The sequence below is a fragment of the Enterobacter soli genome, from assembly GCF_964208575.1.
Classification (GTDB): domain Bacteria; phylum Pseudomonadota; class Gammaproteobacteria; order Enterobacterales; family Enterobacteriaceae; genus Enterobacter; species Enterobacter soli_A.
In genome coordinates this window covers 20,521-42,310 of sequence record NZ_CAXOFU010000029.1, presented here as the reverse complement: position 1 = coordinate 42,310, position 21,790 = coordinate 20,521, and the positions used below count along the sequence as shown (strand labels likewise).

At 58.8% G+C, this 21,790-nt stretch carries 21 protein-coding genes; 13 read left to right on the top strand and 8 right to left on the bottom strand.

From position 1 onward, the window contains the following. Nucleotides 1-86: 86 nt before the first annotated feature. On the bottom strand, nt 87-659 hold the full coding sequence (locus AB6V08_RS21665; protein ID WP_368544855.1) for a DedA family protein: 573 nt from the start codon (nt 657-659) through the stop codon (nt 87-89). Nucleotides 660-816: 157 nt separating this feature from the next. Between AB6V08_RS21665 and AB6V08_RS21660 the strand changes: the two genes are divergently transcribed. Together AB6V08_RS21660 and pbpG are read left to right on the top strand one after the other, a co-directional pair. Continuing rightward, nucleotides 817-1,404, top strand: coding sequence for a Yip1 family protein (locus AB6V08_RS21660; protein WP_368544854.1), 588 nt, complete (start codon nt 817-819; stop codon nt 1,402-1,404). A 167-nt stretch (nt 1,405-1,571) separates the two neighbouring features. Further along, nucleotides 1,572-2,492 carry a D-alanyl-D-alanine endopeptidase gene (gene pbpG, locus AB6V08_RS21655; RefSeq protein ID WP_368544853.1) on the top strand — a complete coding sequence of 307 codons (921 nt, stop codon included), beginning with the start codon at nt 1,572-1,574 and terminating at the stop codon, nt 2,490-2,492. 139 nt (nt 2,493-2,631) lie between these two features. Here pbpG and AB6V08_RS21650 read toward each other — a convergent pair whose 3' ends face one another. After that, complete coding sequence (locus AB6V08_RS21650) at nt 2,632-3,186, bottom strand: N-acetyltransferase family protein (RefSeq protein WP_368544852.1); 555 nt, start codon at nt 3,184-3,186, stop codon at nt 2,632-2,634. 112 nt (nt 3,187-3,298) lie between these two features. Beyond that, on the bottom strand, nt 3,299-5,047 hold the full coding sequence (gene dld, locus AB6V08_RS21645) for a D-lactate dehydrogenase (protein ID WP_368544851.1): 1,749 nt from the start codon (nt 5,045-5,047) through the stop codon (nt 3,299-3,301). Between the two features lie 188 nt (nt 5,048-5,235). On the opposite strand from dld, the gene bglX reads away from it, so the two are divergent. The 5 genes from bglX to AB6V08_RS21620 all read left to right on the top strand — a co-directional run bounded on the left by bglX (nt 5,236) and on the right by AB6V08_RS21620 (nt 11,430). Then, a complete protein-coding gene (gene bglX, locus AB6V08_RS21640; RefSeq protein ID WP_368544850.1) occupies nt 5,236-7,533 on the top strand; it encodes a beta-glucosidase BglX in 2,298 nt (765 codons plus the stop codon). A gap of 145 nt (nt 7,534-7,678) precedes the next feature. Beyond that, nucleotides 7,679-8,596, top strand: a complete 918-nt coding sequence (osmF, locus tag AB6V08_RS21635; protein WP_368544849.1) for a glycine betaine ABC transporter substrate-binding protein OsmF — start codon at nt 7,679-7,681, stop codon at nt 8,594-8,596. Nucleotides 8,597-8,607: 11 nt separating this feature from the next. After that, a complete protein-coding gene (locus AB6V08_RS21630; RefSeq protein WP_368544848.1) occupies nt 8,608-9,762 on the top strand; it encodes an ABC transporter permease in 1,155 nt (384 codons plus the stop codon). Then, on the top strand, nt 9,759-10,709 hold the full coding sequence (locus tag AB6V08_RS21625; protein ID WP_368544847.1) for an ABC transporter ATP-binding protein: 951 nt from the start codon (nt 9,759-9,761) through the stop codon (nt 10,707-10,709). The genes AB6V08_RS21630 and AB6V08_RS21625 overlap by 4 nt, the downstream gene beginning before the upstream one ends. Beyond that, complete coding sequence (locus AB6V08_RS21620) at nt 10,693-11,430, top strand: ABC transporter permease (RefSeq protein ID WP_368544846.1); 738 nt, start codon at nt 10,693-10,695, stop codon at nt 11,428-11,430. Before AB6V08_RS21625 ends, AB6V08_RS21620 begins: the two co-directional genes overlap by 17 nt. Here the strand turns inward: AB6V08_RS21620 and AB6V08_RS21615 are convergent. Both AB6V08_RS21615 and mlrA read right to left on the bottom strand, forming a co-directional pair. Continuing rightward, a complete protein-coding gene (locus AB6V08_RS21615; RefSeq protein ID WP_010433613.1) occupies nt 11,405-11,518 on the bottom strand; it encodes a protein YohO in 114 nt (37 codons plus the stop codon). The genes AB6V08_RS21620 and AB6V08_RS21615 overlap by 26 nt on opposite strands. A gap of 69 nt (nt 11,519-11,587) precedes the next feature. Further along, nucleotides 11,588-12,328: an HTH-type transcriptional regulator MlrA gene (gene mlrA, locus AB6V08_RS21610; protein ID WP_368544845.1), complete on the bottom strand. Its 741-nt coding sequence runs from the start codon at nt 12,326-12,328 to the stop codon at nt 11,588-11,590. Nucleotides 12,329-12,544: 216 nt separating this feature from the next. Between mlrA and AB6V08_RS21605 the strand changes: the two genes are divergently transcribed. From AB6V08_RS21605 to AB6V08_RS21595, 3 genes are read left to right on the top strand one after another with little or no spacing between them, the layout of a single operon-like run. After that, complete coding sequence (locus tag AB6V08_RS21605; protein WP_368544844.1) at nt 12,545-14,230, top strand: LytS/YhcK type 5TM receptor domain-containing protein; 1,686 nt, start codon at nt 12,545-12,547, stop codon at nt 14,228-14,230. Further along, a complete protein-coding gene (gene btsR, locus AB6V08_RS21600) occupies nt 14,224-14,943 on the top strand; it encodes a two-component system response regulator BtsR (RefSeq protein ID WP_368544843.1) in 720 nt (239 codons plus the stop codon). The genes AB6V08_RS21605 and btsR overlap by 7 nt, the downstream gene beginning before the upstream one ends. A 46-nt stretch (nt 14,944-14,989) precedes the next feature. After that, entirely contained in the window at nt 14,990-15,460 is a 471-nt protein-coding gene (locus AB6V08_RS21595; protein ID WP_368544842.1) for a DUF1456 family protein, read from the top strand. A 106-nt stretch (nt 15,461-15,566) separates the two neighbouring features. On the opposite strand, the gene metG is transcribed toward AB6V08_RS21595, so the two are convergent. After that, the gene (metG, locus tag AB6V08_RS21590) at nt 15,567-17,600 is read right to left on the bottom strand and encodes a methionine--tRNA ligase (protein ID WP_368544841.1); all 2,034 of its coding nucleotides are present in this window, start codon (nt 17,598-17,600) and stop codon (nt 15,567-15,569) included. Between the two features lie 164 nt (nt 17,601-17,764). Here metG and apbC point away from each other — a divergent pair, with 164 nt between their 5' ends. After that, a complete protein-coding gene (apbC, locus tag AB6V08_RS21585; protein WP_368544840.1) occupies nt 17,765-18,874 on the top strand; it encodes an iron-sulfur cluster carrier protein ApbC in 1,110 nt (369 codons plus the stop codon). A gap of 87 nt (nt 18,875-18,961) precedes the next feature. Here the strand turns inward: apbC and AB6V08_RS21580 are convergent, their stop codons facing one another. Further along, nucleotides 18,962-19,447 carry a GNAT family N-acetyltransferase gene (locus AB6V08_RS21580; protein ID WP_368544839.1) on the bottom strand — a complete coding sequence of 162 codons (486 nt, stop codon included), beginning with the start codon at nt 19,445-19,447 and terminating at the stop codon, nt 18,962-18,964. Beyond that, nucleotides 19,392-19,724 (bottom strand): RcnB family protein, encoded by a 333-nt coding sequence (locus AB6V08_RS21575; protein ID WP_368544838.1) that lies wholly within the window; start codon nt 19,722-19,724, stop codon nt 19,392-19,394. Before AB6V08_RS21575 ends, AB6V08_RS21580 begins: the two co-directional genes overlap by 56 nt. A 495-nt stretch (nt 19,725-20,219) precedes the next feature. On the opposite strand from AB6V08_RS21575, the gene AB6V08_RS21570 reads away from it, so the two are divergent. Together AB6V08_RS21570 and AB6V08_RS21565 are read left to right on the top strand one after the other, a co-directional pair. Next, entirely contained in the window at nt 20,220-21,353 is a 1,134-nt protein-coding gene (locus AB6V08_RS21570) for a polysaccharide export protein (RefSeq protein ID WP_368544837.1), read from the top strand. Next, a complete protein-coding gene (locus tag AB6V08_RS21565; protein ID WP_368544836.1) occupies nt 21,341-21,787 on the top strand; it encodes an arsenate reductase/protein-tyrosine-phosphatase family protein in 447 nt (148 codons plus the stop codon). The genes AB6V08_RS21570 and AB6V08_RS21565 overlap by 13 nt, the downstream gene beginning before the upstream one ends. The last annotated feature ends 3 nt before the right edge of the window (nt 21,788-21,790 follow it).

Genomic DNA, 21,790 nt, shown 5'->3' with positions numbered 1-21,790 from the left:
TTGTGATACCAGAGAAGCAGGGAACATGAAGTGAACGGAACAACTACCAGAGCCGTATGTGCCTCTCACCCGCCGGGAAGGAATGGTCAATCCTCCCCCCGCTTACTCTCCCGGTGCTTCAGCCACAGCCTCACCGCGATCACCCCCACAACCACCAGAATCAGCCACGCCCAGTGCTTAACGTGCTGATCAAAATTGTGCAGCCACGGCCCAATCACCTCGCCGCCGACGTAGCCCAGCGTGGTAAAAATCAGCGCCCAGGCGATCGCGCCAAGAATATTCAGCGGCAGGAAAATTTTTGGCGGCAGGCGGCTCGCGCCAATCAGGATCGGCCCGATAATGCGAAAGCCGTACATAAAGCGCGTCCCAATCACGAACAGATAGGGATGGCGCTGGATGAGCTTCTGGGCGCGGTTGATCTTTTTGCGATGCTTAGAGAAGCGTTTGAGTAGGGTCGGCCCGAATCGCAGCCCCAGGAAGTAGAGCAGCTGGTCGCCAATCATGCCGCCCAGCGCAACGGCGGCCACCACCAGCGGAAAACGCAGCAGCCCCTGATGCGCCGCGACGCCGCCCAGCAGGGTAATGGTTTCCCCCTCCGCCACGCTGCCAACCACCAGCGCCGCGTATCCGTATTGTTCAATCAGACCGTTGATATCCATAAAGTAAGCGTAGTCTCCCTGCGAATGCCTGTACTAATCATATACCCCATGAATAAACATCGCGGCAATCAACGGAAATTTCCCACTGTACAGAAAATAATCTAAAGCCTGCATTATACTTAAGACATCGCTGACGGGCCGACAACAAGGGGGCGCTATGAACCATGTCTGGGGACTTTTCTCCCATCCCGATCGGGAAATGCACGTAATCAGAAGCGAGAACGAAACGGTCGCGCATCACTACACTCACCACGTGCTGCTCATGGCGGCGGTGCCGGTGATTTGCGCATTTATTGGCACAACGCAAATTGGCTGGAACTTCGGTGATGGCACCGTCGTAAAACTCTCCTGGTTTACCGGGCTGTATCTGGCCATCCTGTTCTACGGCGTCATGCTGGCAGGGGGGGCGGTGATGGGGCGCGTTATTCACTGGATGGCGCGTAACTACCCGCAGCGTCCGTCGCTGGCGCACTGTATGGTCTTCGCCGGATACGTCGCGACCCCGCTGTTCTTAAGCGGTATTGTCGCGCTCTATCCCCTGGTCTGGCTGTGCGCGCTGATCGGTACCGTGGCGCTCTTTTACACCGGCTATCTGCTGTATCTGGGCGTCCCGACCTTCCTCAATATCAACAAAGAAGAGGGCCTGAGCTTCTCCAGCTCTACGCTCGCGATCGGCGTGCTGGTGCTGGAGGCGCTACTGGCGCTGACAGTCATTCTTTGGGGTTATGGATATCGCCTCTTTTAAGTTCATTGCATTGCTGGCGTAAATGCCAGCAATGCAGCATCTGTTCACTATTCTTCGCTGGCGACAACGCATTGAGGCGGCTATGATGCCGAAGCCAGCCTGCGTTTACACCTTCCCGCAGGCGGTGTACGTCATTACGTGCGTGAATAATTACCAGAAGCCTCACCATGCTGAAATTCCGAGTTTCTTTACTTAGCCTTGCGCTGATCCTGGGGGCAAACGTTGCCGCGCCAGCGATCGCAAAAACGCCCGCTGCGACCACCGCCGCACAGCCGCAAATTGCCTCCGGCAGTGCGATGATTGTTGATCTGAATACCAACAAGGTGATCTACGCCAGCCACCCGGATCTGGTTCGCCCGATAGCCTCTATTACCAAATTAATGACCGCGATGGTGGTGCTTGACGCGCGACTGCCGCTGGATGAAAAACTGAAGGTCGACATTAGCCATACGCCAGAAATGAAGGGCATTTATTCTCGCGTGCGCCTGAACAGCGAGATCAGCCGTAAAGACATGCTGCTGCTGGCGCTGATGTCCTCAGAGAACCGCGCGGCGGCGAGCCTGGCCCACCACTATCCCGGCGGTTATGACGCGTTTATCCGTGCGATGAACGCGAAGGCCAAATCCCTCGGTATGACCAACACCCGCTACGTCGAGCCAACCGGCCTGTCGATCCATAACGTGTCTACCGCCCGCGACTTGTCGAAGATGCTGATTGCCACTAAGCAGTATCCGCTGATCGGCCAGCTGAGCACCACGCGAGAAGAGATGGCGACCTTCGCGAACCCGGCGTATACCCTGCCGTTTCGCAATACCAACCATCTGGTCTATCGCGAGAACTGGAACATCCAGTTAACCAAGACCGGTTTTACCAACGCGGCGGGTCATTGTCTGGTGATGCGTACCGTGTTCAACGGCAAGCCGGTGGCGCTGGTGGTGATGGATGCCTTCGGCAAATACACCCACTTCGCGGACGCGAGCCGTCTGCGGACCTGGATTGAAACCGGGAAAGTGCAGCCCGTTCCGGCTGCCGCGCTGAGCTATAAAAAGCAGAAAGCCGAGCAGATGGCGACGGCGCAGAACGACTGAGCCGCCTGTTTGTGCCGGGTGGCGGCGTAGCCTTACCCGGCCTACAAATAAAAAAACGGTAACATAAGTTACCGTTTTTTTATTTTCTCCCTCTCCCCGTGGGAGAGGGGCGGGGTGAGGGCACCAGACCGCACAGAACTTATTCCGGCAGCGTCCAGTCACCGTCATTCAGCGGTCGCTGCATAATCAGCGTATCCCGCCAGTCGCCTTTCTTGTATCCCACGCTGCGAAGCTGCCCGACAATCTCGAAGCCGTGCTTTTTATGCAGGCGCAGGGAGCCCGAGTTGTTATGCCCGTCGCCGACCACGGCGATCATCTGTCGCCACTGGCCCTCTTCGCAGCGGGCAATCAGCGCGTTCATTAGCGCCGAGCCAAAGCCGCGCCCGGTGGTGCTGGCATCGACATAGATAGACTCTTCAATGGTGTAGCGATAGGCAGGGCGGGGGCGATAGGGCGTTGCATAGCAATAGCCGACCACGATCCCGCGATACAGCGCAACCAGCCACGGCAACCCCTTGTCCACGACATTTTTCATTCGCTGACGCATCTCGTCAACGGTAGGGGGAACTTCCTCGAAGGAGGCGCGACCGTGCAGCACATGCCAGGCATAGATTGCCGCGATAGCATGCACATCGTCGGGCACGGCATCGCGCACTTCAACTTCGGTTTCGGATAACGTATCAACAGCCGACATGATGTGCTGGCTCCTCGTCTAAAAAAGCCGGAGAAACGTTTCTCCGGCGACAGGCAGTTACTCTAGTACGATTGAGGAGCGCTTAACAATCTCTTAAATATGGCTGTAGGGTTCAATCAGAGGCTTGCATATCCCGCTGCTCGGTCTGCTCGCTCTCTTTCCAGTATTTATGCCGCGTAGTCTTGCCAATTCCGGGATTCATACTGTTTGTAGGGTCATTTTCGCGATAAAAACGCTTAAGCGTTTCCGGGGCTTTATACAGATGCCCGACGTTGTGTTCCGCCGGATATTGTGCACCGCGCGCGTGCAGCAGCTCGAGCATCTGCTCCTTCAGCGCGTGGGCATCCACCCCTTTTTTAACGATGTAATCCTGGTGGAAGACGTAGCACATGAAATGCCCGTAGTAGAGCTTATGCACCAGCTTGCTGTCGATCTCCGGCGGCAGGTGTTCAAACCACTCGGTGTCGTTCCGGCGCAGGGCGATATCCAGCGCCAGAATATCTTCCACCTCATCCGCATGAACCGCCTGGTAACGGATCGCCGCGCCCGCCGCCGCAAAGCGGTGCAGAAAGGCTTTGCTGCCTTCTTCAGGCGTACAGGCAAAGAAATCGCCCTCGGCGGTTTTGAAGAACTCGGTCAGCCAGGCCTGCGCTTCGTCGATGCCGTCCCCGGCCATTTTCAGCAGCAGGTGATGCTCATACTTGTCGCGCCAGGTTTTCATTCGCTCCGGTAAGTGCGCCGGGAAGACGTTGCCCAGCTTCTGCATAAAGCGGTCGGTGAAGTGCGGCTTAAACAGCGGCACCTTTTCCAGCATCGCGTCGGTACGCCCCTTCACGGTAAAGAAGAACGGCATTTTGTCGGTGCCGAGCTTGTCGATCATGAGGAAAGTGTCTTTGCCGTAGCGCTCGGCGATGTCGTAGATATCCCGGTGCATATACTCGCCCGCCACCGGCAGGTGCGTGAACTCGCCGAGGATATGGCGACGAATTTCGGTCAACACCTCCGGCTGATTGGTGCCGATATAAAACACCTGCTGCTTCTTCTCTGCCGGGAAGGTGTCCAGGCGCACCGCGAAGACCGCCAGCTTGCCCGCGCAGCCGGAGGATTCGAACAGGCGATCCGGGTCGGCGTTGTAGCGCGCCGGGGTATCGGCCTCGATGTCGCGCACGCGGGTGATGTAGTCGTGATCGTGGGCGTGGCGGCCGTCGTGCTGAACGTCCGCGTCATTCACGCGGTCATCGTCCAGCTTGCTTAAAATCTGTTCCGGCGTTACGCCGAGGTCAATTCCCAGATGGTTTACCAGCGTCAGCTTGCCGTTTTCATCGATGCGGGCGAAAAGGGACATCTCGGTATAGGCCGGGCCGCGCTGCACCAGCGAGCCGCCGGAGTTATTGCAAATCCCCCCGATGACCGAGGCGCCAATGCAGGAGGAGCCAATGACCGAATGCGGCTCGCGGCCCAGCGGCTTAAGGGCTTTTTCCAGCGAATAGAGCGTGGTGCCGGGGAAGGCGAGAACCTGTTCGCCTTTATCCAGAAGGTGCAGCTTGTCGAGGCGCAGGGTGCTGATAATCACGATGTCACGATCGTAATCGTTGCCGTTCGGCGTGGAGCCCTCGGTCAGGCCGGTATTGGCGGCCTGCATCAGAATAATTTTGTCGGCGGCGACGCAGGCGCTCAGCACGCGCCACAGCTCCAGCAGCGTGCCGGGAAACACCACCGCCAGCGCATCCCCCTGGCCGGAACGAAAGCCCTTGCGGTAGCGGGCGGTTTTCGCCGGGTCGGTAAGCAGGTGAGAGGAGCCAACCAGGCGCGACAGTTCGTGAATAAAAGTATTGTTATCGTCAGTTCGAACAGAAGACATCTTCCACTCCTTGTGGTGGGGCAAATTTCTCGCTGTAAAGCATAGCGCGATTAGCCGTTAAGCGGTCGGGTATTCATCAGAAAAATCAGAGAATAACCCTGCAACGAAAGGAGGGTTTGTGGCACACTGCGCTTTTCGCACGGTCTGGCCGAGATCTTCCGACGGTTATTGATGAGAGAGTAAAAAACATGAAATGGCTTTGTTCTGTGGGTGTCGCCGTCAGCCTGGCGTTACAACCTGCACTGGCAGATGATTTGTTTGGCAATCACCCGCTAACGCCTGAGGCTCGCGACGCGTTCGTCACCGAATTACTCAAAAAGATGACGGTCGATGAGAAGATCGGCCAGCTTCGTCTTATCAGCGTCGGCCCGGATAACCCGAAAGAGGCGATCCGCGAGATGATCAAAGACGGGCAGGTGGGCGCGATCTTTAACACCGTCACCCGCCAGGATATCCGCAAAATGCAGGATCAGGTGATGGAACTGAGCCGCCTGAAAATTCCGCTGTTCTTTGCCTACGACGTGCTGCACGGTCAGCGCACCGTCTTCCCGATTAGCCTCGGCTTAGCCTCCTCCTTTAACCTCGACGCGGTGAAAACCGTCGGGCGCGTGTCTGCCTATGAAGCGGCTGACGACGGCCTGAACATGACCTGGGCGCCGATGGTCGACGTGTCCCGCGACCCGCGCTGGGGCCGCGCCTCGGAAGGCTTCGGTGAAGATACCTACCTCACGTCTACGATGGGTAAAACCATGGTTGAAGCGATGCAGGGCAAAAGCCCGGCGGATCGCTATTCGGTCATGACCAGCGTAAAACACTTCGCGGCCTACGGCGCGGTGGAAGGCGGTAAAGAGTACAACACCGTCGACATGAGCCCGCAGCGCCTGTTCAACGACTACATGCCGCCGTACAAAGCGGGCCTGGATGCGGGCAGCGGCGCGGTAATGGTGGCGCTGAACTCCCTCAACGGCACGCCGGCCACCTCGGATGCCTGGCTGCTGAAAGACGTGCTGCGCGACCAGTGGGGCTTTAAGGGCATCACCGTGTCCGATCACGGCGCTATCAAAGAGCTGATTAAACACGGCACGGCCTCCGACCCGGAAGACGCGGTGCGCGTGGCGCTCAAGTCCGGCATCAACATGAGCATGAGCGACGAGTACTACAGCAAATACCTGCCGGGGCTGGTGAAAAGCGGCAAGGTGACGATGGCGGAGCTGGACGACGCCACCCGCCACGTGCTGAACGTGAAATACGACATGGGCCTGTTCAACGATCCGTACAGCCATCTGGGGCCGAAGGACTCTGACCCGGCGGACACCAACGCCGAAAGCCGCCTGCACCGTAAAGAAGCGCGTGAAGTGGCGCGCGAGAGCCTCGTGCTGCTGAAAAACCGCCTCGACACGCTGCCGCTGAAAAAATCCGCCAGCATTGCCGTGGTCGGCCCGCTGGCGGACAGCAAGCGCGACGTGATGGGAAGCTGGTCGGCGGCGGGCGTGGCGGATCAGTCCGTCACCGTGCTGACCGGGATTAAAAACGCGGTGGGCGAAAATGGCAAAGTGGTGTACGCCAAAGGCGCCAACGTCACCGACGATAAAGACATTGTTACCTTCCTGAACCAGTACGAAGAGGCGGTGAAGGTCGATCCGCGTCCGGCAAAAGAGATGATTGACGAAGCCGTCAGCGCCGCGAAGCAGGCCGACGTGGTGGTGGCCGTGGTCGGCGAAGCGCAGGGCATGGCGCACGAAGCCTCCAGCCGTACCGATATCACTATCCCGCAAAGCCAGCGCGACCTGATTGCCGCGCTGAAAGCCACCGGCAAGCCGCTGGTGCTGGTGCTGATGAACGGCCGTCCGCTGGCGCTGGTGAAAGAAGATCAGCAGGCTGACGCGATTCTGGAAACCTGGTTCGCCGGGACCGAAGGCGGGAACGCCATCGCCGACGTGCTGTTTGGCGACTACAACCCGTCCGGCAAGCTGCCGATGTCCTTCCCGCGCTCTGTCGGGCAGATCCCGGTGTACTACAGCCACCTGAACACCGGTCGTCCGTATAACGCCGACAAGCCGAACAAGTACACCTCGCGCTACTTCGACGAAGCCAACGGCCCGCTGTATCCGTTCGGTTACGGCCTGAGCTACACCACCTTTAAGGTGTCCGACGTGAAAATGTCCGCGCCGACTATGAAGCGTGACGGCAAGGTGACCGCCAGCGTGGACGTCACCAACACCGGCAAGCGCGAAGGGGCGACCGTTATGCAGATGTACGTGCAGGACGTGACAGCCTCGATGAGCCGTCCGGTGAAACAGCTGCGCGGCTTCGAGAAAGTGACCCTCAAGCCGGGTGAAACCAAAACCGTCAGCTTCCCGATTGATATCGATGCGCTGAAGTTCTGGAACCAGCAGATGAAATACGATGCCGAGCCGGGCAAGTTCAACGTGTTTATCGGCGTGGATTCCGCCCGCGTGAATAAAGCAGAGTTCGAACTGCAGTAATCGTCCCACCTCACCATCCCCCGCCAGCCGGGGGATGCGTCTTACCTTATGCTAAAAAGGCATTTTGCCGGGTAAACCCGCTGTTTTAAGCTACGCTTTTGTCTCAAGCCTCTGAAAAAGGCGATAAAAAAATGAGGATAGCGGAATGACGATTAAAACGGGGATAGGGGTTTCTGCGGCGTTGCTGGCGGCGCTGAGCCTGCCGCTTCAGGCCGCGGAGCCGGTCAAAGTGGGATCCAAAATTGATACCGAAGGGGCGCTGCTCGGCAACATTATTTTGCAGGTGCTGGAAAGCCACGGCGTTAAAACAGTCAATAAAGTTCAGCTTGGCACCACGCCCGTGGTGCGCGGGGCAATAACCTCCGGCGAGCTGGATATCTACCCGGAATACACCGGCAACGGTGCGTTCTTCTTCAAAGATGAAAACGATCCGGCCTGGAAAAACGCCAAAGCCGGATACGAGAAGGTCAAAAAGCTCGATGCTGATCAAAACAAGCTGATCTGGCTTACGCCTGCGCCCGCCAACAACACCTGGACCATCGCGGTTCGCAAAGACATTGCCGAAAAGGGCAAGCTGACCTCCCTTGAGGATCTCAGCCGCTATCTGAAAGAGAAGGGTGAATTCAAGCTGGCGGCCTCCGCCGAGTTTATCGAGCGTACCGACGCGCTGCCTGCGTTTGAAAAAGCCTACGACTTCAAGCTCGACCAGAGCCAGCTGCTCTCTCTGGCCGGGGGCGATACCGCGGTGACCATCAAGGCCGCCGCTCAGCAAACGTCCGGCGTGAATGCGGCGATGGCCTACGGAACCGACGGCCCGGTGGCGGCGCTCGGTCTGCAAACCCTGACCGATCCGAAAGGCGTACAGCCGATTTACGCCCCAACCCCGGTGGTGCGGGAAGCGACCCTGAAGGCGTATCCGGAACTCGACGCGTGGCTCAAGCCGGTCTTTGAAAAGCTGGATGAGAAAACGCTGCAGCAGCTTAACGCCAGTATTGCGGTTGAAGGGCTGGATGCCAAAAAAGTGGCAGCCGACTTCCTTAAGCAACAAGGGCTTGTGAAGTAACAGGACAGGATGTGCCGATAAAATGTCATAACCGCGTGCTCCTGCTGCTGGCGATTATCGCCGCGGCAGCCGCTGCGCTGCCGTTTGTTAACGTTGCGCCCAACCGCCTGGTCTCCGGGGAAGGGCGCACGCTCTGGCAGCTCTGGTCATTTACCCCCGCGCTGCTGGCGGGGGTGTTCTTCGCGCTGGTGCTGCTTGCCTTTCGGCAGGGCCAGCTCTCGCGCTGGCTGACGCTCATTCTCTTTGAAGGGCTGTTTATTGCGCTGTTCTGGAGCGCGGGGCTGGCGGCAACGAAAATGGTGTCTGTCGAAAGCCCGCTGGCGCGCACGTCCGTCGGCAGCGGTTTGTGGCTGTGGCTCGCCCTGTGCCTGCTGGCCAGCAGCGACGCCATTCGCCGCCTGACGCAAAATGCCGTCTGGCGCTGGGTGCTGAACGCGCAAATCTGGTGCGTTCCGCTGTTTCTGCTGTTCAGCGGCGAGCTGAACGCGCTTTCGCTGCTAAAAGAGTACGCCAACCGCCAGGAGATTTTTGACAGCGCGCTGGCGCAGCATCTGACGATCCTGTTCGGCACCCTCGTACCGGCGCTGCTCCTCGGCGTGCCGCTGGGGATCTGGTGCTATCGCCATCCCGCCCGGCAGGGGAGCGTTTTCGCCCTGCTGAACGTCATTCAGACCATCCCGTCCGTGGCGCTGTTCGGCCTGCTGATTGCCCCGCTGGCGGGGCTGGTTAAGTCGTTTCCGTTTCTCTCCACGCTCGGCATTGCCGGCACGGGGCTAACCCCCGCGCTCATCGCGCTGGTGCTCTACGCGCTGCTGCCGCTGGTGCGCGGCATGGTGGCGGGGCTGGGGCAGGTTTCCGCAGACGTGCTGGAGAGCGCAAAGGCGATGGGCATGAGCGCCCGGCAGTGCTTCTGGAAGGTGCAGCTGCCCCTTGCGCTTCCCCTGCTGCTGCGAAGCCTTCGGGTTGTGGCGGTACAAACCGTGGGCATGGCGGTGATTGCGGCGCTGATTGGCGCGGGCGGGTTCGGTGCGCTGGTGTTCCAGGGATTGCTCAGCAGCGCCCTTGATTTAGTGCTGTTAGGCGTGGTGCCTGCCATTGCGCTGGCGGTGGTGGTGGATGCGCTGTTTGCCCTGTGGCTCGCGCTGCTCGGGAGAGAAGGACAATGATTGAATTTCACGATGTGAGTAAAAACTTTGCCGGGCTCCCGGCGGTCAGCAACCTGAATCTGCACTTCGAGGAGGGCGAATTCGCCGTGCTGATCGGCACCTCGGGGTCGGGCAAATCCACCACGCTTAAAATGATCAACCGGCTGGTGGAGCACGACAGCGGCCTGATCCGCTTTGCCGGAGAGGAGATCCGCAGCCTTCCGGTGCTGGAGCTGCGCCGCCGGATGGGATACGCCATCCAGTCCATCGGCCTGTTTCCGCACTGGACGGTGGCGCAGAATATCGCCACGGTGCCGCAGCTGGAGAAATGGTCGCGACAAAAAACGAACGCCCGCGTGGACGAACTCATGGCGCTGCTGGGGCTCGATCCCGCCCTGCGCGAGCGCTACCCGCACCAGCTTTCCGGCGGGCAGCAGCAGCGCGTCGGCGTGGCGCGCGCGCTGGCGGCGAATCCGCAGGTGCTGCTTATGGACGAGCCGTTCGGGGCGCTGGATCCGGTGACGCGCAGCGCGCTCCAGGCGGAGATGACGCGCATCCACCGCATCCTCGGGCGCACTATTGTTCTGGTCACCCACGATATTGACGAGGCGCTGCGGCTTGCGGACAGGCTGGTGCTGATGGACAACGGCGAGGTGGTGCAGCAGGGCACGCCGCTGGAGATCCTTACCCGCCCGGCGAACGATTTCGTGCGCGAGTTTTTCGGCCGCAGCGAGCTGGGCGTGCGTTTGCTGTCCCTGCGCACCGTCGGGGACTATATGCGCCGGGAAGGGGCTGCGCTACACGGCGAGCCGCTGCGGGAGCAGATGAATCTGCGCGATGCGCTGTCGGCGTTTGTGGCGCGCCAGTGCGAGGCGCTGCCGGTGGCGGACGCCCAGGGCGCGCCCTGCGGCACGCTCTATTTCCGCGATCTGCTGGCCGGGGAGGTGACGCGTGAAGTGGATGCGTGATCCGCTGCTCTGGCTGGTGCTGCTGTTTATTGCGCTGCTGTTCCTGATGCCCTACAGCGGCGGGCTGTTCAGCTCGCTCTTTCCGGGGCTGCCGCGCCCGGTCTATCAGCAGGAAAGCTTTATTAACCTCACTCTGGCGCACCTCTGGCTGGTGGCCGTGTCCAGCGCCTTCGCCATCGTGCTGGGCGTCGGGGCAGGGATTGCGGTGACGCGTCCGTCCGGGCGGGAGTTTCGTCCGCTGATCGAAACCATCGCCGCCGTCGGCCAGACGTTTCCGCCCGTGGCGGTGCTGGCGATTGCGGTGCCGGTCATCGGTTTTGGTCAGCAGCCTGCGATTATTGCGCTGATTTTGTACGGCGTGCTGCCCATCCTGCAGGGCACGCTGGCCGGAATATCGGCCGTCCCCGCGTCGGTGACGAGCGTGGCGGAAGGGATGGGGATGAGCGCCTGGCAGCGGCTGCGCAACGTGGAGCTGCCGTTGGCCGCACCGGTGATTATCGCGGGGATCCGCACGTCGGTGATTATCAACATCGGTACAGCGACCATCGCGTCGACGGTTGGCGCCAGCACGCTGGGAACGCCGATCATTATCGGCCTAAGCGGATTTAATACGGCCTATATCGTTCAGGGGGCGATTCTGGTGGCGCTGGCCGCTATCGTGGTTGACCGCGGGTTTGAGCGCCTGATGCGCTTGCTCAGCCGACACCGCCGCGAACAATAAACGAGTAGCCTGCCAGCATCACGCCGCCGATCCCGCTGACGGCCATCAGAACAAAAAGGGTAATTACGGCCAGTTTCGTTGCCTTCATCATGTGCTCCTGTTGTTAACGGAACAATTATACGGTGAAGCGCAGCTGTTAATGAACCATTAAATGCCGTTACGGCGCATTCGGGCCAAGGGGATAAACCGGGTAGCCGTGCTCGCGCCATTCCGTGAGCAGCTGCTGCTGCGAGGCCGACGGCACTTCGCCGCACCACACCAGCAGCGTCTGGCCGTCAAAAAATTCCGGGCGCAGCTGGGCAAGCGAGTGCGCCAGCACGTCCACGCGCCAGCCTTTCTGGGTGGCAATCCACGCTTCCAGCCACAGGCGGGTGGTGTCGTGAACGTTCCAGCCCACCACCAGCGCATCTTTGACGTTCTTGTTCCTCGCCGAGGCAAGGCAGACGGAAATGTAGTTGATCAGCACCCCGTCGAGCATGCTCAGCAGCGCCTGCAGGGTGGACTGCTGGCACTGCAGACGGCGGCGTAAGGGAATAAAAAGATGGGTGATCAGGGTTTGCGCAGGGTGATCGCGCCCTTGCTCTTTGATCCACCCGCGCAGGCGCTGCAGGTTACCCGCCTGCAATAGCCGCAGCAGAGTCTCCTGCTGTTCGCGCCAGGCGTGCTGCGTTTCAGGATCGTCCTGGCTCAGCAGCGATTTCACCTTCCCGACCTGAACGCCGTTGTCGATCCAGCTCTTAATCTCGCGGATCCGGTCGATATCCGCTTCGTTGAACAGGCGGTGACCCCCGTCCGTCCTCTGCGGTTTAAGTAATCCGTACCGTCGCTGCCACGCCCGTAGGGTAACGGGATTGATATCACAAAGGAGTGCCACTTCACCGATTGTGTAAAGCGCCATATTCGCCCCCTGGCTTACGCGTCCCCAGCTTAACTGTAGACGGACTTTGTCGAACCAGGAAATATTGGCGACTTTTTGCACAAATTATGCGAAGCATGGGTTATGTTCGGCAAAAGGTGTGATTGCGGACACGAATTACACCTTTTTTGGTGCGCTTCAAAGAAAGTTTAACCGCTTCAGTGTATGTTACGCGTTTTTAGATTGTGCGGTTTATGTATGTACGAGTTTAACCTGGTGTTACTGCTTCTCCAGCAGATGTGCGTGTTCCTGGTCATCGCCTGGTTGATGAGTAAAACCCGCCTGTTTATTCCGCTGATGCAGGTCACCGTCCGGCTGCCGCACAAGCTGCTTTGCTACGTCACCTTCTCCATTTTCTGCATTCTCGGCACCTATCTTGGTCTGCATATCGAAGATTCCATCGCCAACACGCGCGCCATTGGCGCGGTGATGGGCGGGCTGCTCGGCGGCCCGGTGGTCGGCGGGCTTGTCGGGTTAACCGGCGGGTTGCACCGCTACTCGATGGGCGGCATGACGGCGCTCAGCTGCATGATCTCAACCATCGTTGAAGGGCTGCTCGGCGGGCTGGTGCACAGCTACATGATTAAGCGCGGGCGCACCGATAAGGTCTTTAGCCCGCTGACGGCGGGGGCGATCACCTTCGTGGCGGAGCTGGTGCAGATGATGATCATCCTGCTGATCGCCCGCCCGTTCGAGGACGCGCTGCATCTGGTCGGCAGCATTGCCGCGCCGATGATGGTCACCAACACCGTGGGCGCGGCGCTGTTTATGCGCATCCTGCTCGACAAGCGCGCGATGTTTGAAAAATACACCTCGGCGTTTTCCGCCACCGCGCTGAAGGTGGCGGCCTCTACGGAAGGCATTTTGCGCCAGGGGTTCAACGAAGAGAACAGCATGAAGGTCGCCCAGGTGCTGTATCAGGAGCTGGATATCGGCGCGGTGGCGATAACCGATCGCGAGAAATTGCTGGCGTTTACCGGCACCGGGGACGATCACCATCTGCCCGGCAGACCGATTTCGTCCGCCTATACGCTACGCGCCATCGAAACGGGTGAGGTCGTCTACGCCGACGGAAACGAAGTGCCGTACCGCTGCTCGCTGCATCCGCAGTGCAAGCTGGGCTCGACGCTGGTTATCCCCCTGCGCGGTGAAAACCAGCACGTGATGGGCACCATCAAGCTGTACGAAGCGAAAAACCGCCTGTTCAGCTCCATCAACCGCACGCTGGGGGAGGGGATTGCGCAGCTGCTGTCGGCGCAGATTCTGGCCGGGCAATACGAGCGGCAAAAGGCGCTGCTCACCCAGTCGGAGATCAAGCTGCTGCACGCTCAGGTGAACCCGCACTTCCTGTTTAACGCGCTGAATACGCTCAAGGCGGTGATCCGCCGCGACAGCGACCAGGCGGCGCAGCTGGTGCAGTTTTTATCGACGTTCTTTCGCAAGAACCTCAAGCGCCCGTCGGAAATTGTCACCCTGGCCGATGAGGTGGAGCACGTGAACGCCTATCTGCAAATCGAGCAGGCGCGTTTTCAGTCGCGTTTGCAGGTGTCGCTGTCGGTGCCGGACGAGCTGGCGTTCCAGCATCTTCCGGCATTTACCCTACAGCCGATTGTGGAGAACGCCATCAAGCACGGCACGTCGCAGCTGCTGGGAACCGGGGAGATCACCATTTCGGCCAGCCGCTTTAATCACCATCTGGTGCTGGATATTGAAGACAACGCCGGGCTGTATCAGCCGACCGCCTCGGGCGGGTTAGGCATGAGCCTGGTGGATAAACGCCTTCGCGCCCACTTCGGCGACGACTGCGGCATTACCGTGGCCTGCGAGCCGGACAGATTTACCCGCATTACTTTACGATTACCGCTGGAGGAGAACGCATGTTGAAAGTGCTGATTGTTGACGACGAGCCGTTAGCACGGGAAAACCTGCGCATTCTGTTGCAGGAGCAGAGCGACATTGAGGTGGTGGGCGAGTGCGCGAACGCCATTGAAGCCATTGGCGCGGTGCACAAGCTGCGCCCGGACGTGCTGTTCCTCGACATCCAGATGCCGCGCATCAGCGGCCTGGAGATGGTGGGAATGCTCGACCCGGAGCATCGTCCGTACATCGTGTTTCTCACCGCCTTTGACGAGTACGCGGTGAAAGCCTTTGAGGAGAACGCCTTCGATTATCTGCTCAAGCCAATCGAAGAGCAGCGGCTGGAAAAGACGCTCGCCCGCCTGCGCCAGGAGCGCACGGTGCAGGACGTGACCCTGCTGCCGGAAAACCAGCAGCCGCTGAAATTTATTCCCTGCACCGGACACAGCCGCATTTATCTGCTGCAAATGGACGACGTGGCCTTCGTCAGCAGTCGCCTCAGCGGGGTGTTCGTTACCAGCGCGGAGGGCAACGAAGGCTTTACCGAGCTGACGCTGCGCACCCTGGAGAGCCGAACGCCGCTGATCCGCTGTCACCGCCAGTACCTGGTGAACATGGCGCACCTGAAAGAGATCCGCCTGGAGGATAACGGCCAGGCCGAGCTGGTGCTGCGCGCCGGGCAAACCGTCCCGGTCAGCCGTCGCTATCTGAAAAGTTTGAAAGAGGCGATTGGCCTGTAAAACTGGTACACTGCGCGCCATTGCATCACCGACAGTTGAAGGCTCTATGCTTAGTAACGATATTCTCCGTAGCCTGCGCTACACCCTGAAAGCAAACAATAACGACATGGTGCGCATTCTGGCGCTCTCCGACATGGAGTCCACGTCTGCCGGGTTCGATACCTGGATGACGAAAGAGGACGAAGAGGGGTTTGTTCGCTGCCCGGACATTATCCTGTCCGGCTTTTTGAACGGCCTTATCTACCACAAGCGCGGCAAAGACGAGTCTGCGCCCGAGCTGGCTCTGGAGCGTCGGGTGAACAACAACACGGTGCTGAAAAAGCTGCGCATCGCGTTTTCGCTGAAAACCGACGATATTCTGGCAATCATGACCGAGCAGAAATTCCGCGTGTCGATGCCGGAAATCACCGCCATGATGCGCGCGCCGGATCATAAAAATTACCGCGAGTGCGGCGACCAGTTTCTGCGTAATTTTCTGCGCGGGCTGACCCACCGGGTGCATAACCCGAAGGCATAAAGGCGGTAAGGTGCGGCCTGATGCCCTCACCCCGACCCTCTCCCACGGGGAGAGGGAGAAAATAAAATGCCATAAAAAAAGCCGGAGATAATCTCCGGCTTTTTTGTTATTTCACCTGCTGGCCAGGCTTCGCGCCTTCGTCAGGGCTTAACAGGAAGATATCCTTCCCGCCAGGGCCTGCCGCCATCACCATGCCTTCGGAAATGCCGAAGCGCATTTTGCGCGGCGCGAGGTTAGCCACCATCACCGTCTGGCGGCCGATCAGCACCTGCGGATCGGGATACGCGGAACGGATGCCGGAGAAGACGTTGCGCTTCTCACCGCCCAGATCCAGCGTCAGGCGCAGCAGCTTGTCGGAGCCTTCCACGAATTCAGCGTTTTCGATCAGCGCCACGCGCAGGTCAACTTTCGCGAAGTCATCAAAGGTGATGGTTTCCTGAATCGGATCGTCCGCCAGCGGGCCCGTGACCGGCGCCGCCGCCGCTTTCACCTCTTCTTTAGAGGCTTCAACCAGCGCGTCAACCTGCTTCATCTCGATACGGTTGTAGAGCGCCTTGAAGGTGTTCACCTTATGGCCGAGCAGCGGCTGGGAAATGGCGTCCCAGGTCAGTTCGGTATTCAGGAAAGCTTCAGCACGCTCTGCAAGCTGCGGCAGAACCGGCTTCAGGTAGGTCATCAGCACGCGGAATAGGTTAATGCCCATAGAGCAGATAGCCTGCAGATCGGCATCGCGGCCTTCCTGCTTCGCCACCACCCACGGAGCCTGTTCGTCAACGTAGCGGTTTGCCAGGTCGGCCAGCGCCATGATTTCACGCACCGCTTTACCGAATTCGCGCGCTTCCCACGCTTCGCCGATGGTGGCTGCCGCGTCGGTGAAGGTTTTGTACAGCGCCGGGTCAGCCAGCTCGTCTGTCATCACGCCGTCAAAACGTTTGGCGATAAAGCCCGCGTTACGGGACGCCAGGTTCACCACCTTGTTCACGATGTCGGCGTTCACGCGCTGCACGAAATCTTCCAGGTTCAGGTCGATATCGTCGATGCGGGAAGAGAGCTTCGCGGTGTAATAGTAGCGCAGGCTGTCCGCGTCGAAGTGGTTCAGCCAGGTGCTCGCTTTGATGAAAGTACCGCGAGATTTGGACATCTTCGCGCCGTTCACTGTCACGTAGCCGTGAACGAACAGGTTGGTCGGCTTGCGGAAGTTACTGCCTTCCAGCATCGCAGGCCAGAACAGGCTGTGGAAGTAAACGATGTCTTTACCGATGAAGTGATACAGCTCGGCGTCAGAATCTTTTTTCCAGTATTCATCGAAGCTGGTGGTGTCGCCGCGCTTGTCGCACAGGTTCTTGAACGAGCCCATGTAGCCGATTGGCGCATCCAGCCAGACGTAGAAATATTTGCCCGGCGCGTTCGGGATTTCGAAGCCGAAGTACGGCGCATCGCGGGAGATATCCCACTGCTGCAGGCCCGATTCAAACCACTCCTGCATTTTGTTCGCAACCTGCTCCTGCAGCGCGCCGCTGCGGGTCCACGCCTGCAGCATTTCGCTGAAGGACGGCAGGTCGAAGAAGAAGTGCTCGGAGTCGCGCATCACAGGCGTTGCGCCAGACACCACGGATTTAGGGTCGATAAGCTCGGTTGGGCTGTAGGTCGCGCCGCACACTTCGCAGTTATCGCCGTACTGATCCGGCGATTTACATTTCGGGCAGGTGCCTTTAACGAAGCGGTCTGGCAGGAACATGCCTTTTTCCGGATCGTACAGCTGAGAGATGGTGCGGTTTTTAATAAAACCGTTCTCTTTCAGACGGGTGTAGATAAGCTCCGACAGCTCGCGGTTTTCGTCGCTATGCGTGGAGTGATAGTTGTCGTAGCTGATGTCAAAGCCAGCAAAATCCGTCTGATGCTCCTGACTCATTTCGGCAATCATCTGCTCAGGCGAAACGCCCAGCTGCTGGGCTTTCAGCATAATCGGCGTGCCGTGGGCATCGTCCGCGCAGATGAAATTGACCTCGTGGCCGCGCATTCGCTGGTAACGGACCCAGACATCAGCCTGGATATGCTCCAGCATGTGGCCGAGGTGGATTGAGCCGTTGGCGTACGGCAGTGCGCACGTTACCAGAATTTTTTTCGCGACTTGAGTCATAGTAGGCATTACTTCTTTTAACTGTGAAAAGGGTTTTCGATGTTACCCGAAAGGGAATAACTACGCCAAGTGATAAGGGCATTAATCCGTAAATGAATAATTGTCATCTCTGGGGTAAACTTGGTGATTACACGTCTTTCCAGAACAACGACAAAGGAGTCGGGATGAGTTCGCAATCCCAGGCCAAATCACCGGAAGCCTTACGCGCAATGGTCGCCGGAACGCTGGCTAATTTTCAGCATCCAACCCTGAAACACAATCTCACCACGCTGAAAGCGCTGCACCACGTGGCCTGGCTGGACGACACGCTGCACATCGAGCTGCAGATTCCGTTTGTCTGGACAAGCGCCTTCGACGCGCTGAAAGAGCAGACCAGCTCTGAGCTGCTGCGCATCACCGGGGCGAAAGCCATCGACTGGAAGCTCAGCCACAGCATCGCCACGCTGAAGCGCGTGAAGAATCAGCCCGGCGTGAACGGCGTGAAAAATATCATTGCCGTCAGCTCTGGCAAGGGCGGGGTGGGGAAATCCTCTACCGCGGTCAACCTGGCGCTGGCGCTGGCCGCCGAAGGGGCGAAGGTCGGTATTCTTGATGCCGATATCTACGGCCCGTCTATCCCGAATATGCTGGGTGCCGAAAACCAGCGTCCAACCTCGCCGGACGGCACGCACATGGCGCCGATTATGGCTCACGGTCTGGCGACCAACTCCATTGGCTATCTGGTGACGGACGATAACGCCATGGTCTGGCGCGGCCCGATGGCCAGCAAAGCGCTGATGCAGATGCTGCAGGAGACCATGTGGCCGGATCTCGATTATCTGGTGCTGGATATGCCGCCGGGCACCGGTGACATTCAGTTGACCCTGGCGCAAAACATCCCGGTAACGGGTGCGGTCGTGGTCACTACCCCGCAGGACATCGCGCTGATCGACGCCAAAAAAGGCATCGTGATGTTCGAGAAAGTGGAAGTGCCGGTGCTCGGCATCGTCGAAAACATGAGCATGCATATTTGCAGCAACTGCGGTCACCACGAGCCGATCTTCGGCACCGGCGGCGCGGAGAAGCTGGCGGCGCAGTATCGCACTCAGCTGCTCGGCCAGATGCCGCTGCACATCACGCTGCGTGAAGACCTGGACAGCGGCAGGCCAACCGTGGTGAGCCGTCCGGAGAGTGAATTTGCCCAGATGTACCGCCAGCTGGCAGGGCGCGTTGCGGCGCAGCTCTACTGGGAAGGTGAAGTGATCCCGAGCGAAATCGCGTTCCGCGCGGTCTGATTCTCAGCGTGACATTGCCGGGCGGCGGTTTCGCCCGGCAACAGTCAGCACTGTCGCGCAGGTCGGGTGCGTAGACGCCGCCAGGCGTTAGCGCAGTCGATAGTGCATCAAATAGTAATCGCCGTCCGGCGAGCTTCCCGTCGCTTCTATATGCCAGCCGTTGCGCTTATAGAACGCCACTGCACGTTCATTCCTGATCAAACACTTCAGCGCCCCGGTGCTGGTAAACGTTCTGTGAACCTGCTCCAGCAGGGCGTGGCCGACGCCCGCGCTCTGATACTGCGGGTCGACAAACAGATTGTGCAGGAAATTATCATTGGCCCAGACGGAGGCAAACCCCACGCGGTGCCCGTTCTGAACGGCGACCCAGATCTGCTCATCAAGGGTCGCGGCGTCAAAATCCTCGAGCTGCCACTGGGCGCTATCGAGCCAGGGCCAGGCGTCGCGTCGGGCGTGCAGGAACAGCGTGCGCAGGAAAGGGCGATCGCTTTCCTGCCACGGACGAACGGTAATGGGATTAGCGGTGATAGAAGATATCCCCGTTGTAGGCTTTATAAATTTTGCCGTCGGCATCGCCAATCAGGACGTAGTTCTCGCCCATGTAGGTCCAGTGCGTGCCCGCGTCAGGCGCCGGAAGGTTACGCAGCTGATACTGCTTGATGGTGTATTCCGGGGTCTGGTACAGCGCGGGCGCCGTGTCGCCAATCTTGAACTTAGTGAAATCGGCAATGAATTCCTGTTCAGCGTAAGCCTGGATACCTGAAGGTGCCGCTGTCGGCTGAGGCGCGGCAGCCGCGACTCCCGCAACGGACATCAGTGCGCCCAGAATCAGTAATTTACCTTTAGTCATTGTTTCTCCGATTTTTTTTGTTGAGTATCAGGCTGGCCTTCGGTTCCGCGACCAGCAAAAAACAGTCTATCTTATGACTGGCGGTCTGGCCTGGTTAAGAAAAAATGTAACAAATTTTTGTATTTCGTCTTATTCCTGGAGTGTGAAGTGAAGGAGTGGCCTGCAAAGCCATGATGAATTCATCTTTCTTTTTTGTTGTTAAATGATTTTCAGAAATATTGTGTGAAGTGAACTTTTTATTATGGGTTGTGCGCAAGGCGCTTCCCGTGCGGATGATTTCCTTAATTCTTAATGCTTTTATTATTTTGAATGTGTACTGAAATACATCATAAATAAGGGCTGATATCATCTTTACTCAATTTTTTGTTTTGTCGGGTAAAACCCTTGAGGTAACGTGCCTTCTCGCATAGGATGCGGCTTTTACAGGCCGTCAGGTCGCTGTATTTATTTCCTGAGCGGTCGGGCGAATAACCGATGGCTATTACCAATATAAAAATGAAATTAATAAGAATTGCTCTGCTTATGTCAGCCGTATTTATTACGGGCTGCCAAATGGCTCCCGGCCAGCATTTAACGACGGCAGGAAAAAATAAACCGCCGGTGGCTGACGATAAATTCGATCTGAATAAAATGGTCGACATATTTCCCCTTACGCCTTCGGTTATTGAAAGCCTCCGCGCCGCGCCGGTAAAGTCCCAGGCTAACCCCGGCCTGGATGAACAGATAAGGCGCTGGCAATACCGTATCGGGCCCGGGGATGTGCTGATGATTACGGTCTGGGATCACCCGGAACTCACCACGCCCGCGGGCCAGTACCGCAGCGCCAGCGATACCGGGAACTGGGTGGGGTCGGACGGCTCGCTGTTTTATCCCTACGTGGGGAAAATGTTCGTGGCGGGTAAAACCCTGGAGGAGGTGCGCGACATCATCACCGGGCGGCTGGACAAGGTCATCGAAAGCCCGCAGGTGGACGTCAGCATCGCCGCCTTTCGATCCCAAAAAACCTACGTCACCGGGGAAGTGATGAAGTCCGGGCAGCAGCCCATCACCAACATTCCGCTGACGGTCATGGACGCGGTCAACGCGGCGGGCGGGCTTTCTGCCGACGCCGACTGGCGCAACGTGGTGCTAACCCACGAGGGCAAGGATTCACGCTTGTCCCTGTACGCGCTGATGCAGCACGGGGATTTAACGCAGAATCGCCTGCTGTGGCCGGGCGATATCCTGTTTATTCCGCGCAACGACGCCCTGAAGGTGTTTGTGATGGGGGAGGTGATCAAGCAAAGCACCCTCAAAATGGATCGCAGCGGCATGACCCTCGCCGAAGCGCTGGGCCATGCTGGCGGCCTGAATCAGAACATGGCGGACGCCAGCGGGATATTCGTGATCCGCCCGGCACCCCGCGCCAGCGGCAAACGGAAGCTGGCCTCGGTGTACCAGCTCAACGCCCGGGACGCCTCTGCGATGGTGTTGAGCACCGAGTTCCAGCTTGAACCTTACGACATCGTCTATGTCACCACCGCGCCGCTGTCGCGCTGGAACCGCGTGGTAAGCCAGCTGGTGCCGACCATCAGCGGTATTCACGATCTGACCGAAATCGTTCGCTATATCAGGGCATGGCCGCAATGATGATTCAGTCGATACTCGTCGTCTGCACGGGCAACATCTGCCGCTCCCCGATGGGGGCGCGGCTGCTGCAGGCCTGTGTGCCTGCAATCCGGGTCGAATCCGCAGGCATTTGCGGGATCGACGGGCACGCCGCCGACGCGCGCGCCCTTGAGATTTGCCTCCAGCACGGCGTGTCGCTTAAAGGGCACGCGGCGCGCAGGCTGACCCTCTCGATGATGCGCCAGTCCGACCTGATCCTCGCAATGGAAACGGAGCAGCTCAACCGCATCTCCGCAATGGCACCCGAGGTGCGCGGCAAAAGCCTGCTGTTCGGGCGCTGGCTGGACGTGCAGGAAATCCCCGATCCTTACTGTAAAAGTCAGGAAGCTTTTGAATATGTTTTTAGCCTGCTGGTTGGGGCGAGTCAGGAGTGGGCCAGACGGCTCAACAGGTAAAGG

Coding starts and splice junctions, on each gene's coding strand:
- AB6V08_RS21665 (WP_368544855.1), bottom strand. CDS start 659: ATGGATATCAACGGTCTGATTGAACAATACGGATACGCGGCGCTGGTG.
- AB6V08_RS21660 (WP_368544854.1), top strand. CDS start 817: ATGAACCATGTCTGGGGACTTTTCTCCCATCCCGATCGGGAAATGCAC.
- pbpG (WP_368544853.1), top strand. CDS start 1,572: ATGCTGAAATTCCGAGTTTCTTTACTTAGCCTTGCGCTGATCCTGGGG.
- AB6V08_RS21650 (WP_368544852.1), bottom strand. CDS start 3,186: ATGTCGGCTGTTGATACGTTATCCGAAACCGAAGTTGAAGTGCGCGAT.
- dld (WP_368544851.1), bottom strand. CDS start 5,047: ATGTCTTCTGTTCGAACTGACGATAACAATACTTTTATTCACGAACTG.
- bglX (WP_368544850.1), top strand. CDS start 5,236: ATGAAATGGCTTTGTTCTGTGGGTGTCGCCGTCAGCCTGGCGTTACAA.
- osmF (WP_368544849.1), top strand. CDS start 7,679: ATGACGATTAAAACGGGGATAGGGGTTTCTGCGGCGTTGCTGGCGGCG.
- AB6V08_RS21625 (WP_368544847.1), top strand. CDS start 9,759: ATGATTGAATTTCACGATGTGAGTAAAAACTTTGCCGGGCTCCCGGCG.
- AB6V08_RS21615 (WP_010433613.1), bottom strand. CDS start 11,518: ATGAAGGCAACGAAACTGGCCGTAATTACCCTTTTTGTTCTGATGGCC.
- mlrA (WP_368544845.1), bottom strand. CDS start 12,328: ATGGCGCTTTACACAATCGGTGAAGTGGCACTCCTTTGTGATATCAAT.
- AB6V08_RS21605 (WP_368544844.1), top strand. CDS start 12,545: ATGTACGAGTTTAACCTGGTGTTACTGCTTCTCCAGCAGATGTGCGTG.
- btsR (WP_368544843.1), top strand. CDS start 14,224: ATGTTGAAAGTGCTGATTGTTGACGACGAGCCGTTAGCACGGGAAAAC.
- AB6V08_RS21595 (WP_368544842.1), top strand. CDS start 14,990: ATGCTTAGTAACGATATTCTCCGTAGCCTGCGCTACACCCTGAAAGCA.
- metG (WP_368544841.1), bottom strand. CDS start 17,600: ATGACTCAAGTCGCGAAAAAAATTCTGGTAACGTGCGCACTGCCGTAC.
- apbC (WP_368544840.1), top strand. CDS start 17,765: ATGAGTTCGCAATCCCAGGCCAAATCACCGGAAGCCTTACGCGCAATG.
- AB6V08_RS21580 (WP_368544839.1), bottom strand. CDS start 19,447: ATGCCGACGGCAAAATTTATAAAGCCTACAACGGGGATATCTTCTATC.
- AB6V08_RS21575 (WP_368544838.1), bottom strand. CDS start 19,724: ATGACTAAAGGTAAATTACTGATTCTGGGCGCACTGATGTCCGTTGCG.
- AB6V08_RS21570 (WP_368544837.1), top strand. CDS start 20,220: ATGAAATTAATAAGAATTGCTCTGCTTATGTCAGCCGTATTTATTACG.
- AB6V08_RS21565 (WP_368544836.1), top strand. CDS start 21,341: ATGGCCGCAATGATGATTCAGTCGATACTCGTCGTCTGCACGGGCAAC.